Origin of the sequence: Gordonia hydrophobica NBRC 16057, assembly GCF_001592365.1 — a bacterium.
GTDB classification, from domain to species: Bacteria; Actinomycetota; Actinomycetes; order Mycobacteriales; family Mycobacteriaceae; genus Gordonia; species Gordonia hydrophobica.
In genome coordinates this window covers 305786-319936 of sequence record NZ_BCWU01000003.1, presented here as the reverse complement: position 1 = coordinate 319936, position 14151 = coordinate 305786, and the positions used below count along the sequence as shown (strand labels likewise).

17 protein-coding genes are annotated in these 14151 nt (G+C 66.9%); 12 read left to right on the top strand and 5 right to left on the bottom strand.

The window, feature by feature from the left end:
* Nucleotides 1–2 precede the first annotated feature (2 nt).
* Complete coding sequence (locus tag GH2_RS07390) at nucleotides 3–245, bottom strand: type B 50S ribosomal protein L31 (protein ID WP_066165188.1); 243 nt, start codon at nucleotides 243–245, stop codon at nucleotides 3–5.
* Complete coding sequence (gene mrf, locus GH2_RS07385; protein ID WP_066165186.1) at nucleotides 242–1510, bottom strand: ribosome hibernation factor-recruiting GTPase MRF; 1269 nt, start codon at nucleotides 1508–1510, stop codon at nucleotides 242–244. Before mrf ends, GH2_RS07390 begins: the two co-directional genes overlap by 4 nt.
* A 98-nt stretch (nucleotides 1511–1608) precedes the next feature.
* Between mrf and rpmB the strand changes: the two genes are divergently transcribed.
* Genes rpmB through GH2_RS07360 form a run of 5 tightly spaced genes read left to right on the top strand, consistent with a single transcriptional unit; the run spans nucleotide 1609 to nucleotide 3677 of the window.
* Nucleotides 1609–1845, top strand: a complete 237-nt coding sequence (gene rpmB / locus GH2_RS07380) for a 50S ribosomal protein L28 (protein ID WP_066165515.1) — start codon at nucleotides 1609–1611, stop codon at nucleotides 1843–1845.
* On the top strand, nucleotides 1842–2012 hold the full coding sequence (gene rpmG, locus GH2_RS07375) for a 50S ribosomal protein L33 (protein ID WP_204700945.1): 171 nt from the start codon (nucleotides 1842–1844) through the stop codon (nucleotides 2010–2012). The genes rpmB and rpmG overlap by 4 nt, the downstream gene beginning before the upstream one ends.
* Nucleotides 2012–2317, top strand: a complete 306-nt coding sequence (gene rpsN / locus GH2_RS07370) for a 30S ribosomal protein S14 (protein WP_066165180.1) — start codon at nucleotides 2012–2014, stop codon at nucleotides 2315–2317. Before rpmG ends, rpsN begins: the two co-directional genes overlap by 1 nt.
* Nucleotides 2317–2535 carry a 30S ribosomal protein S18 gene (gene rpsR / locus GH2_RS07365; protein ID WP_066165177.1) on the top strand — a complete coding sequence of 73 codons (219 nt, stop codon included), beginning with the start codon at nucleotides 2317–2319 and terminating at the stop codon, nucleotides 2533–2535. Before rpsN ends, rpsR begins: the two co-directional genes overlap by 1 nt.
* Nucleotides 2532–3677: a GTP-binding protein gene (locus GH2_RS07360; RefSeq protein WP_066165174.1), complete on the top strand. Its 1146-nt coding sequence runs from the start codon at nucleotides 2532–2534 to the stop codon at nucleotides 3675–3677. The genes rpsR and GH2_RS07360 overlap by 4 nt, the downstream gene beginning before the upstream one ends.
* Nucleotides 3678–3703: 26 nt before the next feature.
* Here GH2_RS07360 and GH2_RS07355 read toward each other — a convergent pair whose 3' ends face one another.
* Genes GH2_RS07355 through GH2_RS07345 form a run of 3 tightly spaced genes read right to left on the bottom strand, consistent with a single transcriptional unit; the run spans nucleotide 3704 to nucleotide 7633 of the window.
* The gene (locus GH2_RS07355) at nucleotides 3704–5254 is read right to left on the bottom strand and encodes an AMP-binding protein (protein WP_066165171.1); all 1551 of its coding nucleotides are present in this window, start codon (nucleotides 5252–5254) and stop codon (nucleotides 3704–3706) included.
* Nucleotides 5251–6363, bottom strand: coding sequence for an acyl-CoA dehydrogenase family protein (locus GH2_RS07350; RefSeq protein ID WP_066165168.1), 1113 nt, complete (start codon nucleotides 6361–6363; stop codon nucleotides 5251–5253). The genes GH2_RS07355 and GH2_RS07350 overlap by 4 nt, the downstream gene beginning before the upstream one ends.
* A 28-nt stretch (nucleotides 6364–6391) precedes the next feature.
* Nucleotides 6392–7633: an acyl-CoA dehydrogenase family protein gene (locus GH2_RS07345; RefSeq protein WP_066165165.1), complete on the bottom strand. Its 1242-nt coding sequence runs from the start codon at nucleotides 7631–7633 to the stop codon at nucleotides 6392–6394.
* A gap of 136 nt (nucleotides 7634–7769) precedes the next feature.
* On the opposite strand from GH2_RS07345, the gene GH2_RS07340 reads away from it, so the two are divergent.
* From GH2_RS07340 to GH2_RS07310, 7 genes are all read left to right on the top strand, one after another.
* A complete protein-coding gene (locus GH2_RS07340) occupies nucleotides 7770–7964 on the top strand; it encodes a ferredoxin (RefSeq protein ID WP_066165162.1) in 195 nt (64 codons plus the stop codon).
* 85 nt (nucleotides 7965–8049) lie between these two features.
* Nucleotides 8050–8937 (top strand): 3-oxoacyl-ACP reductase, encoded by an 888-nt coding sequence (locus tag GH2_RS07335; protein ID WP_066165158.1) that lies wholly within the window; start codon nucleotides 8050–8052, stop codon nucleotides 8935–8937.
* A 97-nt stretch (nucleotides 8938–9034) separates the two neighbouring features.
* Nucleotides 9035–9799, top strand: a complete 765-nt coding sequence (locus GH2_RS07330) for an MlaE family ABC transporter permease (RefSeq protein ID WP_066165155.1) — start codon at nucleotides 9035–9037, stop codon at nucleotides 9797–9799.
* Between the two features lie 3 nt (nucleotides 9800–9802).
* A complete protein-coding gene (locus GH2_RS07325; RefSeq protein ID WP_066165152.1) occupies nucleotides 9803–10654 on the top strand; it encodes an MlaE family ABC transporter permease in 852 nt (283 codons plus the stop codon).
* Between the two features lie 5 nt (nucleotides 10655–10659).
* The gene (locus tag GH2_RS07320) at nucleotides 10660–11844 is read left to right on the top strand and encodes an MCE family protein (RefSeq protein WP_066165149.1); all 1185 of its coding nucleotides are present in this window, start codon (nucleotides 10660–10662) and stop codon (nucleotides 11842–11844) included.
* On the top strand, nucleotides 11837–12892 hold the full coding sequence (locus tag GH2_RS07315) for an MCE family protein (RefSeq protein ID WP_066165146.1): 1056 nt from the start codon (nucleotides 11837–11839) through the stop codon (nucleotides 12890–12892). Before GH2_RS07320 ends, GH2_RS07315 begins: the two co-directional genes overlap by 8 nt.
* Nucleotides 12889–14151: an MCE family protein gene (locus tag GH2_RS07310; protein ID WP_066165513.1), complete on the top strand. Its 1263-nt coding sequence runs from the start codon at nucleotides 12889–12891 to the stop codon at nucleotides 14149–14151. Before GH2_RS07315 ends, GH2_RS07310 begins: the two co-directional genes overlap by 4 nt.

The window sequence follows — 14151 nt, the reverse complement described above, 5'->3', positions numbered from 1 at the left end:
CCCTACAGGCCGTAACGCCGCTTGAACCGCTCCACGCGTCCCTCGGTGTCGACCAGGCGCGTGGTCCCGGTCCAGAACGGATGAGAGTCGCTGGTCACGTCGACGGTGACGAGCGGATAGGTGTTGCCGTCGTGCCAGTCGACGGTGACGTCTGACGTGGTGGTCGAGCGCGTCAAGAACTGCGTGCCGGTGGTCGCGTCGCGGAAGACGACGTGGCGATAGTCGGGGTGGATTCCGGGTTTCATCGGGTTTCTCCTTCGGAGTTGTCGGTTGAGTAGGTGCGGTCGTCGCGGTCGGTGACGGGGAAGTCGTCGCACGGATCCTGATGGCCGGTGCCGAACGGTGACGGCAGGTCGGCCAGGAAGTCCGGTCCACGGCTGAACTCGGCGTCGGTGACGAGCGCTGCGGTCAGGGCCGCGTGCACCGCCTCGGGGGTGCTGCGGTGGCACAGCACCGAGATGCTGGAGTGGCGGTCGCCGTGGGTCTGGTCCCAGTACAGCGCGGCGGCCAGGCGGTGCTCCGGGTCGGCGTCGCCGTCCGGTCGAGCGGCGAGCCAGTGCCCGACGTGGTGGATGCCGAGTGCCTCACCTGCAGATTCGAGCCAGAGGATGTCGTCCGGATTCGACGCGATCCACAGTCGGCCCTGTGAGGCGACGACGCCGTCGAGCAGGACGTCGAGGGCTTCGTGCAGACGCTCGGGATGGAACGGCCGACTGGCCTCGAACGTCATCAGCGCGACGCCGCAGTCCTCTTCGAGTGCGGGTTGACCCGCGAGGAGCGGATCGAACGGACGGCGCGGCCGACCGTGCGGCGACGCCGCGGTCTCCGACGCGCGCAGCCCCGCGAGGAGGGCGGCGTCGAGCGTCTGCTGACTGTTCAGCGTGCGCATGCCCGCGGCCGGTGCGAGACGGATCAGGACCGAGTGCAGCCGCGCGAGTTCCCAGGCCCCGCCCGCACTGTCGGCGCCCTCGATCACGATGGCGTCGGCGAACCGGATCTGAGCGACGGCGATCTGGGCGAGCGTCCGCTCGTCCTCCCCGATCGAGAGGCCGGCCTCGGCGAGCGTGATCTCGCCGGTCGCCGCCGTCAGCCAACTGCCCGCGTCGACACCGCAGACGGTGTCGACGATCGCGAGATCGTCGCCCGCTCGCGAACGGATCTCCTGGGCGATCTTCTCCGGTTCCAAGGCGGGGTCGAGCGCGAGCACGATCTGCGTGATCGACGGATCCCGGTGCAGTTCCTGGAGTAGGGGGATCAGGCTCAACCGCAGGGTGCAGGAGACGCAGCCGTGTTCCAGGTGCACGTCGTCCACGCTCAGGTGGTCCACTCCGTCGGCGTCGATCCGGTGCACCACTTGGACGACGGTTCCGCTGTCGAGGTTGCGCAGGTCGGTGCTCACCGTGGCGGTTCCGGGGGCGTGCATGGCGAGCGTGATTCGCGCGGATGCGGTGCGGTCGAGTCCGGTGACCAGCGTCAACGGGGTGCGGGCCGTGGAGTCGGTCGGTTCCACAGACTCACTCCTTAATGGTAGTGATTTTCATTTCCAACGAGTTTCACTGTACCGTCTGCGGTGTTGTTAATGCGAATCGTTACCGATAAGGAGTGGTGATGTCGGCGAGATGTCAAGTGACCGGGCGCGAGCCCGGATTCGGAAAGCGGGTCTCGCACTCGCATCGGCGCACGTCACGGCAGTGGCGCCCCAATCTTTTCCGCAAGACCTACTGGGCGCCGTCGTTGGGACGGAACGTGACCCTGCGGGTGAGCGCGAAAGGCATCAAGGTGATCGACCGTGACGGAATCGACGCCGTGATCGCCCGCCTGCAGAAGCAGGGGGAGCGGATCTGATGGCGAAGAGCACCGACATCCGACCGGTGATCAAACTGCGGTCCACCGCGGGCACCGGTTACACGTACGTGACCACCAAGAACCGTCGCAACGACCCCGACCGGCTGGTCTTGCGCAAATACGACCCGGTGGTCCGCCGCCACGTGGAGTTCAAGGAGGACCGCTGATGGCGAAGAAATCGAAGATCGCGCGCGATGCGCAACGTCGTGCCGTGGTGGCGCGGTACGCCCAGCGTCGTGCTGAGCTCAAGAAGATCATTGCCGACCCCACACAGGACGCCGCGTCTCGGCGCGCTGCGCAGGTGGAGCTCGCGAAGCAGCCGCGGAACGCCAGCGCCACCCGGCTGCGCAACCGCGACGCTGTCGACGGCCGGCCGCGCGGCTACCTCCGCAAGGCGGGACTGTCCCGCGTCCGATTCCGCGAGATGGCCCACCGCGGCGAACTGCCCGGCATTCAGAAAGCGAGCTGGTGATGAAGAAGCCCGGCAAGAAGCGTCCGGTGAAGAAGCGCAATGCGGAACCGAACCTGACCTTCGACTACAAGGACACCGCGACCCTGCGCCGATTCCTCACCGACCGCGGGCGGATCCGGAAGCGGGAGGTGACCGGGCTATCGATGCAGCAGCAACGTCGTCTGGCGCTCGCGGTCCGCAACGCCCGTGAAATGGCGTTGCTGCCGTACTCGGGATGACCGCCGTGCTACCGGTGACAGTGCTGTCCGGATTCCTCGGATCCGGCAAGACGACGCTGCTCAATCAACTGCTGGCGAACCGAGACGGCCTGCGGATCGCGGTGATCGTGAACGACATGAGCGAGGTCAACATCGACGCCTCGCTGGTCGAACTCGGCGGCTTCGACCGCACCGAGGAGCGGATGGTGGAGCTGACCAACGGGTGCATCTGCTGCACGCTCCGCGAAGACCTGATCGACGCGGTCGGCGACCTCGCGAAGACGGGCCGCTTCGACCACCTGGTCATCGAATCCACCGGGATCTCCGAGCCGATGCCGGTCGCCGCCACCTTCGACTGGGTCTTCGACGACGGCAGCTCGCTGTCGGAGCTGGCAGCCCTGGACACCATGGTGACGGTGGTCGACTGCGCGACGTTCCTGACCGAGATCGCCCGCGGCGACCAGCTCGAAGCGCGGAACCTCCAGGCGGCCGACGGGGACGAGCGATCCATCTCGGACCTGTTGGTGGACCAGGTCGAGTTCGCCGACGTGATCGTCCTCAACAAGACCGACCTCGTGTCGCCGACCGTCCGCGGGACCGTCGAGGCGACCGTGACGCGAATGAATCCGCGGGCCAGGGTGATCGTCACCGATCACGGTCGCGTGGACATCACCCAGGTGGTCGGGACCGGCTTGTTCGACCACGAGGCGGCGTCGTCGATCGCCGGATGGGACGACGAGGTGATGTTCAATCACGTGCCCGAGACGGAGGAGTACGGCATCTCCTCGATGGCCTTCCGCTCCGATCGGCCGTTCCATCCAGACCGCCTGGCGCTCGCCCTCGACGGACTGCGAGGAGTAGTGCGCAGCAAGGGATTCTGTTGGATCGCCAGTCGACCCGACATCGTCGCGGTGTGGTCGCAGGCGGGCCCGAACCTGACGCTCGAGCCCGCGCAGTACTGGACGGCGCCCGACGACGACCCCGCCGCCGGCCCCGGTCAGGAATTGGTGCTCATCGGGGTGCGGATCGATCGGGACGCGCTGACCGGACTCCTGTCGGGCGCGCTTCTGACGGACGACGAACTGGGTGAGGGGCCGGCAGCGTGGCGCGGGTACCCCGATCCGCTTCCGCCGTGGGCGATTCCTGCAGCGCACCAGCACTAGTGTCCTGCGACTCTCGGCGGTCCGGTTCACCCACTCTCGTGGCACCGACTGCAGCGACCGCCACGGGCACTCGAATCAGTCACCCAGGTCGGCTCGCCCAGTGATGCCGTCAACGCCGCCCGCGCGGTCTTGAAGGTCGCGGTCTCCGGGATCGCGTCAGCGAGCCAGACCGTCGTCGGCCACTGCTTTGGGCCGAGATCGGTCTGGGCGCGCAGGAACTCGTCCAGCGACGCATGCGTGAGCCCGGGGGCGACGAGCACGGCGCCCACCGACTCGCCGATCTCGGCGGGCACGCCGAGGACGGCCGCCTCGCGAATCAGCGGGTGCCGCAACAGGATCTGCTCGATCGGCCGGGTCCCGAGATTCTCGCCGTCCACCCGGAGCCAGTCGCCGAGGCGGCCGGCGAAATAGACGTAGCCGTCCGCGTCGACCCACCCGAGGTCGCCGGTGCGGTACATGCCGCCGCGGAGTCGCTCGGCGGTGGCGACGTCGTCGCCGTAGTAGCCGTCGAAGAGACCGGCGCCCGCGGCGTTGACGATCTCGCCGATCCGGCCGACCGGCGACGGGGCGTCGGTCTCCGGATCGACGATCGCGTTGGGCGGACGCAGCGGTCCCAGCGCGGTGTCGGGGGTGTCCGGGGTGCGGGTGATGGAGACGCCGCCCTCGGTGGAGCCGAAGCCGTCGACCACGCGCACGCCGAACCGTCGTTGGAACGCGGCGCGGTCGGCGGCACTCGCCTCGTTGCCGTACATGATCCGCAGGGCGACATCGGCGTCGTCTGGACGTTCCGGGGTCGCGAGCACATATTGCAGCGGCTTGCCGACGTAGTTGGCGTATGTGACGCCGTAGCGTCGAAGGTCGTCGCCGAAACCGCTGGCGGAGAACCTCCGACGCAGCACGATCGACGCCCCGGCGGCGACGGCCACCGACCAACCGGCGATCAACGCGTTGGAATGGAACATCGGCATCGAGAGGTAGGCGACGTCGGTTGGGCCCAGGCCGAAGCGTTCGGCCAGCATGACTCCGGGGCCGGCGAACTTCCGCTGGCTGCACCGCACGGCCTTAGGCGCGCCGGTGGTCCCGGACGTGAAGATCAGCATCAGCAGATCGTCCGGATGTGCGGTGACCTCGGCGGCTGCGACGCCGGAAGCGGCCGACTGCGCCCATTCTGGGTCGTCGATGTTGATCGTCGTGACGTCCTCGAGGCGGGGCAGGCACGCAGCCGTCTCGTCGGACACGATCACCACCTGGCAGTCCGCTCGCCGCACATCGTCGACGATCGCCTGCCCGCGCCGAGTGCCGTTGAGCCCGACGAGGACCATTCCGCCCAGGGCCGCGGCACCGAACAGGATGCTGAACTCGGGGACGTTGGGCAGCAGGACGCCGACGTGCGGCGGACGACTCGGGTCGAGACGCCCGCGCAACACCGCCGACCATCGAGTGCTGGCGACCAGGTGCTCACGCCAGGAGAGGAAGCGATCCTCGAAGTACAGGCCCCGATCGTCCACCTCGCCGAGTGCGGTGAGCAGGTCGGCAAGGGTGCGGGCGTCGGTGACCGCCGTCGGCTGTGCCGTCACGGGTTCGCAGTGAGGAGATCGCCGAGCTCGTCGAGCACCACCGGTGCGCTGCCCAGCGTGAACTCGTTCTGCTTGGCGCGCAGGAAGTACCGATGCGCGGTGTGGCTCGTGTCCAGCCCCACGCCGCCGTGTACGTGCACCGCGGTGTGCGCCACCCGGTGACCGGCTTCCGCAGCCCAGAACTTGGCGGTGTCGATGGCTGCGGTCGGTTCGCCCGGGTCGGCGTCGGCCAGCCCAGACAGCAGCCACGCCGCCTGCGTCACGCTCAACTGCAACGCCTGCACGTCGATATAGCCGTCGGCCAGGCGCTGCGCGACCGCCTGGAACGATCCGATCGGCCGCGAGAACTGCTCGCGCTCGCGCGCGTATTCGGCCGTCGCGGTCAGCGCCGCGTCGACGGTGCCCGCCTGATCGGCGGCGACGGCCAGCCGCAGCAGGTCGACGGCCTGCGCCACGGTGCCGCTCCCGCCGCCGAGCACCTCGGCCTCGTCGACGACGACGCCGTCGAACTCCACCGTGTACACCGGCGTGAGCCCGGTGACTGCGGTCTCGACGATGCCGATCCCGTCTCGGTCGGCGGGCACCGCGACCAGCGCGGAGCCGTCGCCGACGTCTGCCGAGACCAGCAGCACGCCGGCAGCGCCCGCGTAGGGGACGTTGACCTTGGTCCCGGTCAGCGTCGACCCGGACAGCCGGGTGCGCGGTGCCAGCACGTGGTAGCCACCGTCCTCTTCGACGGCGGCCGTCATCACCGCGCTGCCGTCGACCAGGGTGCGCAAGAGCCTCGCGGCCAGTGCGTCGCTGGCGTGCTCGGCCACGATCGGGACGCCCGTGATGGCGTGCGGTCCATACGGGACACGGCTCAGTCCGCGACCGAGTTCGGTGGCGACGGCGACCGTCTCGAGGGTGGTCAGACCGGCGCCGTCGACCGATTCGGGGGCGGCGAGCCCCAGCAGTCCGGCGGCGGCGAGCTCCGCCCAGAGCCGTTCGTCGATCGCGGCGCGGGCGGCCTCGAGTTCGGCGACGCGCTCGGCCGGGCTGATCCGGCCGACGATGTCGGAGGTCAGTGCCGCGAGATCGGTCGCCGCTTCGGTGGGAGTGAAGTCCATGAGAGTCGTCCTTGTCTGCAGCGGCGGGTCAGCGGCGGGCGGGGGGAAGTTTGAGGGCGAGCATGCCGATGATGTCGCGCTGGACCTCGTTGGTGCCGCCGCCGAACGTGAGAATCAACGACGTGCGTGCGAAGCGCTCCAGTCGGCCCAGCAGATGGGCGCCCGGACTGCCCGCGCGCAGCGTTGCGGCCGGCCCCACGATCTCCATCAGCAGTCGGTACGCCTCGGTCGCGAACTCGGTGCCGAAGACCTTGGTGGCGGAGGCGTCGGCCGGTGAGGGCGAACCGCCGGATGCGGCGATCGACGCGATCTTCCAGTTCACCAGCTTGAGGAACTCCACCTTGGCGTGCACGCGGGCGAGATTGGCTCGCACCCACGGCTGGTCGGCCGGGCGACGGCCGTCGACCTCGGTGGTTGCGAACGCGAGAGTGTCGCGGAGCGCCGTCTGGATGGGTGCCGCGCTGCACAGGGCCACCCGCTCGTGGTTGAGCTGGTTGGTCACCAGCCCCCAGCCGCTGCCTTCTTCGCCGACGAGGTTCGAGATCGGGACGCGCACGTCCTGGTAGTAGGTGGCGCTGGTGTCGACGCCGGCCATGGTGTGCACCGGGGTGTACGAGAAGCCTTCGGCGGTGGTCGGCACGATCACCATCGAGATGCCCTTGTGCTTGGACCGGCGTTGATCTCCCGTCGCTTCGCTCGCCCCGTGTCGACTTCCCGTCGCTTCGCTCGCCCCGTGTGAATCGGTGCGGCATGCGAGCCACACGTAGTCCGCGTAAGGGATCAGCGACGTCCACATCTTCTGGCCGTTGATCACGTACTCGTCGCCTTCGCGCACCGCACTGGTTCGCAGTGCCGCCAGATCGGTGCCCGCGCCGGGCTCGGAGTAGCCGATGGAGAAGTGCAGTTCGCCCGCCGCGATCTTGGGGAGGAAGAACTTCTTCTGCTCTTCCGTGCCGTAGTGCATGATCGTCGGCGCCACGGAATTGATGGTCAAGAAGGGAACGGGTGCGCCTGCGATCGCCGCCTCGTCGGTGAAGATCAACTGATCCATCATCGACCGATCGGCGCCGCCGAACTCGCTGGGCCAGCCCAGCGCGAGCCATCCGTCCCGACCCATCTGACGGACCACGTCGCGGTAGGCGTCGCCTTCGCCGAGTTCGCCGTCGCCGCCGGTCAAGGCCGCGCGGCGCTCCGGCGTCATCAAGTCCGAGAAATACGTGCGGAGCTCGGCCCGGAGCTCCTCCTGTGCCTGCGTGTAGGCGATCTGCATGGCTCTCCCGCCGCTGTCGATTCTGCATCCGGCCGTCAACTCGGCTCCGCAGATGGTTTCCTATTATTGAAACACGTTCTAACGTGTATATGCCGAGTCCGTCAACTGTCCCGGACTCCGACTGGAGGAGAAACAGATGCACATCAAATGCGACTTCGATCTATGCGAGTCGAACGCCGTCTGCGTCGGCATGGCTCCGGACGTCTTTGAACTCGATGACAACGATTACCTGGTGATTCTCCAGGATGACGTCGCCGAGGAGCGTCGCGAGGAGATGCGCCAGGTGGTTGCGAGCTGTCCGCGCTCGGCCTTGTCCATCGTCGATGACTGACACGTCGTCATTCCCAATCGGTTAGCCACTCGGGGCCAACTGTGTTAGAACATGTTCTAGTTTTGGTGGATCGAAGGGAATCACGGTGAGTGAATCGTTGGACGGCCGGGTCGCGGTCGTCACGGGTGCCGGTGCGGGCCTCGGGCGTGCCGAGGCGATCGGATTGGCGCGCGACGGCGCCACCGTCATCGTGAACGACTTGCAGCAGGCCCTCGACGCCAGCGACGTCGTCGACGAGATCGCAGCGTTGGGCGGGCGCGCGGTCCCCGTCGCAGGCGACATCGCCGATTCCGCCACTGCGACCGAGATCATGCGCGTGGCGGTCGAGGACCTCGGCGGACTGCACGTGGTGATGAGCAATGCGGGCATCACTCGCGACGCCATGCTGTTCAACATGACCGACGAGCAGTGGGATCTGGTCCAGCGCGTCCATCTGCGCGGGCACTTCCTGCTGAACCGAAACGCCGCAGCCCACTGGCGGAGCGCGTCGAAGGCCGCCGGAGCGCCCGTCTTCGGTCGCCTCATCAACACCTCGTCGGAGGCTGCGCTGCTCGGCGGCGCAGGCCAGGCCAACTACTCGGCGGCGAAGGCAGGCATCGCGATGCTGACCGTCTCGGCGAGCCGGGCCCTCGCCCGCTACGGCGCCACAGCCAATGCGATCTGCCCCCGTGCGCGCACCGCGATGACCGCCGACGTGTTCGGCGCCGCCCCCGAGGGCGCCGTCGACCCGCTGTCGCCCGACCATGTGGTGACCCTGGTGCGGTACCTCGCCAGTCCGGCCGCGCAGAACGTCTCCGGACAGGTCTTCGTCGTCTACGGACCCAAGGTCAGCCTGATGGCGGCGCCGACCGTGCAAGAGGTCTTCGCAGCCGACGGTGACCAGTGGTCGCCGGAGGGGCTCGGCGACGTGATGACCGAATACTTCGCGGCCGAGGGCGTCGGCACATTCTCAGCGTCGGATTTGATGGCCTAGCACGCATCTATCTAGAGTGTTGCGGCTTGGGTTGTAACGCCGGGCACAGTTTCGCGCACATGGTAGGTTGCCAAGCATTGGAGCGGGAGGAGGGGTTTTGTCGAGTAAACTCGCAGCCCCGATGAACGGAGTGGGGGAGTTCGTCTCCCTGGGAGTAGAAGCCGCTCGTGAACTGTTTCGTCGTCCCTTTCAGTGGCGCGAGACCATTGAGCAGTCGTGGGCCATCGCTCGTGTCTCGCTGGTGCCGACGCTGCTCGTCGCCATCCCGTTCACCGTGCTGGTCAGCTTCACGCTGAACATCCTTCTTCGCGAGATCGGTGCGCAGGATCTGTCCGGCGCCGGCGCGGCCCTCGGCACCATCACGCAGATCGGACCGATCGTCACGGTGTTGATCGTCGCGGGCGCCGGTGCCACCGCCATCTGTGCCGACCTCGGCGCACGCACCATCCGCGAGGAGATCGACGCCTTGAAAGTGCTGGGCATCAACCCGGTTCACCGGCTGGTGGTTCCGCGGGTGATCGCCTCCACCGGCGTCGCACTGCTGCTCAACAGCCTGGTCTGCACCATCGGCATCGCGGGTGGTTTCGTCTTCTCGGTCTACCTGCAAGACGTGAACCCCGGTGCGTTCATCGCCAACCTCACCCTGCTGACCGGCCTCGGTGAGTTGATCATCTCGATGATCAAGGCCGCGTTGTTCGGTCTGTTCGCCGGGCTCGTCGGCTGCTACCGCGGCCTCAATGTCAAGGGCGGAGCCAAGGGCGTCGGTGACGCCGTCAACGAGACCGTCGTCTATTCGTTCATGGCGTTGTTCGTCGTGAACGTGGTCGTCACTGCGGTCGGTCTCAAGGCGACGATGGGTTAACTGATGGTCCTTCCTGGTACGACTCGACTTCTCACTGCCCGCGTCGCGCTCAAGCGCTTCGGCGAGGACTGGAACAAGATCGGCGATCAAGCCCTGTTCTACTGGGACGCCATCATCTCGATCCCGCGCGCCCTGCGTCTCTACAAGAAGGAGACGTTGCGGCTGATCGCTGAGATCTCGATGGGCACCGGCGCCCTGGCCATGATCGGCGGCACCGTGGTCGTCGTCGGATTCTTGACGTTGTTCACCGGCGGCACCATCGCCGTCCAGGGCTACAACTCGCTCGCCAACATCGGCGTGGAAGCGCTGACCGGCTTCTTCTCGGCCTTCATCAACGTGCGCATCGCCGTCCCGGTGATCGCGGGCATCGCGCTCGCGGCCACCATCGGCGCCGGCGCGACGGCACAGTTGGGCGCCATGCGCGTCTCGGAGGAGATCGACGCACTCGAGGTCATGGCGATCTCGTCGGTGCCGTACCTGGTGAGCACACGCATCGTCGGCGGCCTCGTCGCGATCATCCCGCTGTACTCGCTCGCGGCCCTGGCGTCGTTCCTGGCGAGCCGGTTCGCGACCGTCTTCCTGTACGGACAGTCGTCCGGAGTGTACGACCACTACTTCTCGACGTTCCTGATCCCGTCGGACATCCTGTGGTCATTCGTCCAGGCCATCTGCATGGCCGTCGCGGTCATGCTCATCCACACCTACTACGGCTTCAACGCGTCCGGTGGACCGGTCGGCGTCGGTGTGGCCGTGGGCAATGCGGTCCGGGCCTCCCTGGTCGTGGTCGTCGTCATCACTCTCCTCACGTCGCTCGCGATCTACGGCGCCGACGGCAACTTCAACCTGGCGGGCTGACACCGATGGCGAGCAGAGGCAACCACGGGTACAGCAATGCGACCCGCAAGATCGCCGCCGTCGTCATGGTCGGCGTGTTGGCAGGCATCGTCACGGTGGCGTCGGCCCAGTTCCTCGGCTGGTTCGCCAGCACCGCGCACGTGACGTTGTACGCGGACCGTGCCGGGCTGGTGATGAATCCGGATGCCCGAGTGCGGCTGCGCGGCGTCGAGGTGGGGCGGGTGAAGTCGGTGTCCACCGACGGCGATCGCGCGCGCATCGATCTGAACATGCAGACCAGTCAGCTCAAGTACATTCCGGCCAACGTGCGGGCGGACATCAGCTCCAACACCATCTTCGGTGCCAAAGCCGTGAACCTGGAGATCCCGGAGTCCGGTGGCCAAGGCACGCTGGGCGCGGGCTCGGTCATCACGGCCGATCACGTCGTCGTCGAACTGAACACCGTCTACCAGCAGTTGGTCGACGTCCTCGCACAATTGCAGCCCGACAAGCTGAACGTCACGATCGGCGCCGTCGACGAGGCCCTGTCCGGTCGCGGCAAGCAGATCGGCGACTCGCTGGTCCAGCTCACCGACATCCTCGGTAAGACCAATCCGCACCTGCCGGAGTTGAACCGGCTCCTGCGGGAAGCGTCCGGGGCTACGAATGTGTACGCCGATGCGATGCCGAATCTGATGCGCATCGTGGACAACGCCACTGTGCTCGGCAATACGTTCGTCGACAACTCCGCCAATCTGGATGCGTTGCTGATCAACGTCACCGGGATGGGCAACACGATCAACGGCGTGCTGTCGCGTTCCAAGAAGGACCTCATGTCGACGCTGACCGATCTGAATCCGGTCTCCCGCCTGCTCGGCAGGCAGGCGCCCGGGCTGCGCTGCTTCATCACCGCGGCGTCCGACGCCGCCGACATCGCGACGCCGCTGCTCGGCGGTCGCAACGGGATGCTGCTGCTCGACGCGGGGCTGATTCCCGGCCAGGACCCGTACAAGTACCCGAACGACCTCCCCGAGGTACGTGGCGACGGTCCGCCCACGTGCCAGGCCGGCCTGACCGACATCCAGTCCAAAGAGCACGTCCCGTTCTACGTGGTCGACAACGCGCCGCAGCCCTACCAGCCCCGCACCACTCCGAAAGTGGAGTCGCGCAAGCTCTTCCAGTTGTTGTTCGGAGGTACTCCTCGTGGATAGTCGCGCACGCGCTTTTCGTGCGACGGTCATCAAACTCGGTGCCTTCGCCGTCACGATGATTCTGGTTCTCGTCGGTCTGGTGCTGGTCTTCAGCCGCTATCAGGGGGGCAGCAGCGACAAGTACACCGCCGTCTTCACCAGTGCTTCATCGTTGAAGAACGGCAGCGTGGTCAAGATCGCGGGCGTCGACGTCGGCAGCGTCAGCGACGTCGCGCTCACGCGGAACAATCAGGCGCGCGTGCACTTCAGCGTCAACCACGACTACCGGCTCCCCACCTCCGTGCAGGCGCTGATCCGCTACCAGAACCTCACCGGCGACCGCTACCTGGAACTGCAGCCCGGCACCGGCGACGTCACCAAGACACTGGCGGCGGGCGACGAGATCCCGGTCAGCCAGACCGAACCCGCGTTGGACCTGGACAAGCTTCTCGGCGGATTCAAACCGCTGTTCCGGACACTCGACCCGCAGCAGGTCAACAAACTGTCGTCGTCGTTGATCGCGGTCTTCCAAGGCCAGGGCGCCGGACTGAACAACCTGCTGGCCAACACCGCGGAGTTCACCGACCAGATCGCCGACCGTGACGCGCTCATCGGCAGCGTCATCGACAACCTGAACCAGACTCTCGGCACCCTCGAGGACGATCACCGGGGACTCGACCAGAGCGTCGACCGCATGCAGCAACTGATCAGCGGGCTGGCAGGCGACCGTTCGGTGATCGGGGAGTCGATCACCCAGACCAGCCGGGCCACCACCGGCCTGGCGAGCCTGATGAACGTGATCGAGCCCGACGTCACTAAGACGGTCAGCGCACTCGGCAAGACCAGCGAGCAAGCGCTCAAGAGTGAGGACTTCATCCGCGATCTCCTCGGCCGGCTGCCGGGTGATTTCAAGATGCTCTCCAACCTCGGCAGCTACGGCGCCTGGCTGCAGATCTACTTCTGCCGCATCCGCCTGCTGCTCCCGGGGCCGGGGAACACCCAGTACTACTTCACCGCCATCGACGTGATGGGGGATTCGACCAAGGCAGGCGGGAGGTGCGCGACGTGAGCGAGAACCCGGACAACACCGATCCCGCGGCGGAACAGGCGTCGCAGGATCGGCCCGCCAAACCGTTTGCGCGGGCGGGCCGACCCAAGTACCAGGTCGGCATCATCGGCGTCCTCATCACCGCGATGATCGTGATCATGGCCATGCAGATGGACCGCCTGCCGTATCTGGCGCAGGTCAGCACCTATGACGTCTACTTCGACGACGCCGGCGGGCTGGTGAACGGCGACATCGTCCTGGTCGCCGGCGTGAACGTCGGCACGGTCGAGGGGATCACGCTCGCCGACACTGATCAGGGGATGAAGGCCAAGGTGCGATTCCGCCTCAACGACACCGTCGTGATGGGCGAGCGCACCCGCGCGTCGATCAAGACCGAGACCGTCCTGGGACGGCGCAATCTGACGATCACGCCGATCGGCACCGGACGCATCCGCCCCGGCGGCGAGATCCCCGTCGAATCGACGGTGTCGCCGTACTCGCTGACCGACGCGCTCGACGATGCGACGAACACCCTCGACGAAACCGACACAGACCAGCTCAACAAGGCGCTCGAGACACTGACGGAGACCTTCTCCAAGACGCCCGCCAACGTCGGCGGCGCCGTCGAAGGCGTGAGCAGGCTGTCGAAGGCGATCGCCGACCGCGACAACGCGCTCAACGATCTGCTGAAGCGGGCGCGCGGGGTCACCGAGGTCGTCGGACAACGCAGCGGACAGGTCCGCCAGATGCTGATCGACGCGAACGCACTCCTCGGCGAGCTGAACCTCCGCCGTGAGGCACTGCGTCAGATCATCACCGGCACGCGCGATGTGACCGCGGAGATCACGCGATTCGTCACTGACAACAACGACCAGCTGAAGCCGGTGCTGGACAAGTTCAACGGCGTCCTCGACATCCTCAACGACAACGAGGACAACTTCAGCAAGGCCATCGACCGCCTCGGCCCGTACGCCAACATCCTGGGTGAGGCCGTCAGCTCGGGACCGTACTTCTCGTCCCTCGTCGGCATCCCCACCTTCGGCGACTACTTCGGCACCTTCTTGAAGGTGCTGCAGCGCAAGTACCCCGAGGCAGCGCGCTACTTCTACGAGTTCTCCGGCAACCCGCTGTTCCCGAAGAACTGGTCGCCCGCACCGCCTGCCGGAGCACCCGACGTGAGCAGGCCGACGCCGAAGCGCCAGAATCCGACGCCGATGCCGCAGGCGCCGCAGAACAACAACGACCTCAAGCCGGGCCAACGACACGGGACGGGAGACTGA

Excerpts from the sequence above, each read along its gene's own strand:
- GH2_RS07390 (WP_066165188.1), bottom strand. The coding sequence starts at position 245 with ATGAAACCCGGAATCCACCCCGACTATCGCCACGTCGTCTTCCGCGAC.
- rpmB (WP_066165515.1), top strand. The coding sequence starts at position 1,609 with ATGTCGGCGAGATGTCAAGTGACCGGGCGCGAGCCCGGATTCGGAAAG.
- rpsN (WP_066165180.1), top strand. The coding sequence starts at position 2,012 with ATGGCGAAGAAATCGAAGATCGCGCGCGATGCGCAACGTCGTGCCGTG.
- rpsR (WP_066165177.1), top strand. The coding sequence starts at position 2,317 with ATGAAGAAGCCCGGCAAGAAGCGTCCGGTGAAGAAGCGCAATGCGGAA.
- GH2_RS07360 (WP_066165174.1), top strand. The coding sequence starts at position 2,532 with ATGACCGCCGTGCTACCGGTGACAGTGCTGTCCGGATTCCTCGGATCC.
- GH2_RS07350 (WP_066165168.1), bottom strand. The coding sequence starts at position 6,363 with ATGGACTTCACTCCCACCGAAGCGGCGACCGATCTCGCGGCACTGACC.
- GH2_RS07345 (WP_066165165.1), bottom strand. The coding sequence starts at position 7,633 with ATGCAGATCGCCTACACGCAGGCACAGGAGGAGCTCCGGGCCGAGCTC.
- GH2_RS07340 (WP_066165162.1), top strand. The coding sequence starts at position 7,770 with ATGCACATCAAATGCGACTTCGATCTATGCGAGTCGAACGCCGTCTGC.
- GH2_RS07325 (WP_066165152.1), top strand. The coding sequence starts at position 9,803 with ATGGTCCTTCCTGGTACGACTCGACTTCTCACTGCCCGCGTCGCGCTC.
- GH2_RS07320 (WP_066165149.1), top strand. The coding sequence starts at position 10,660 with ATGGCGAGCAGAGGCAACCACGGGTACAGCAATGCGACCCGCAAGATC.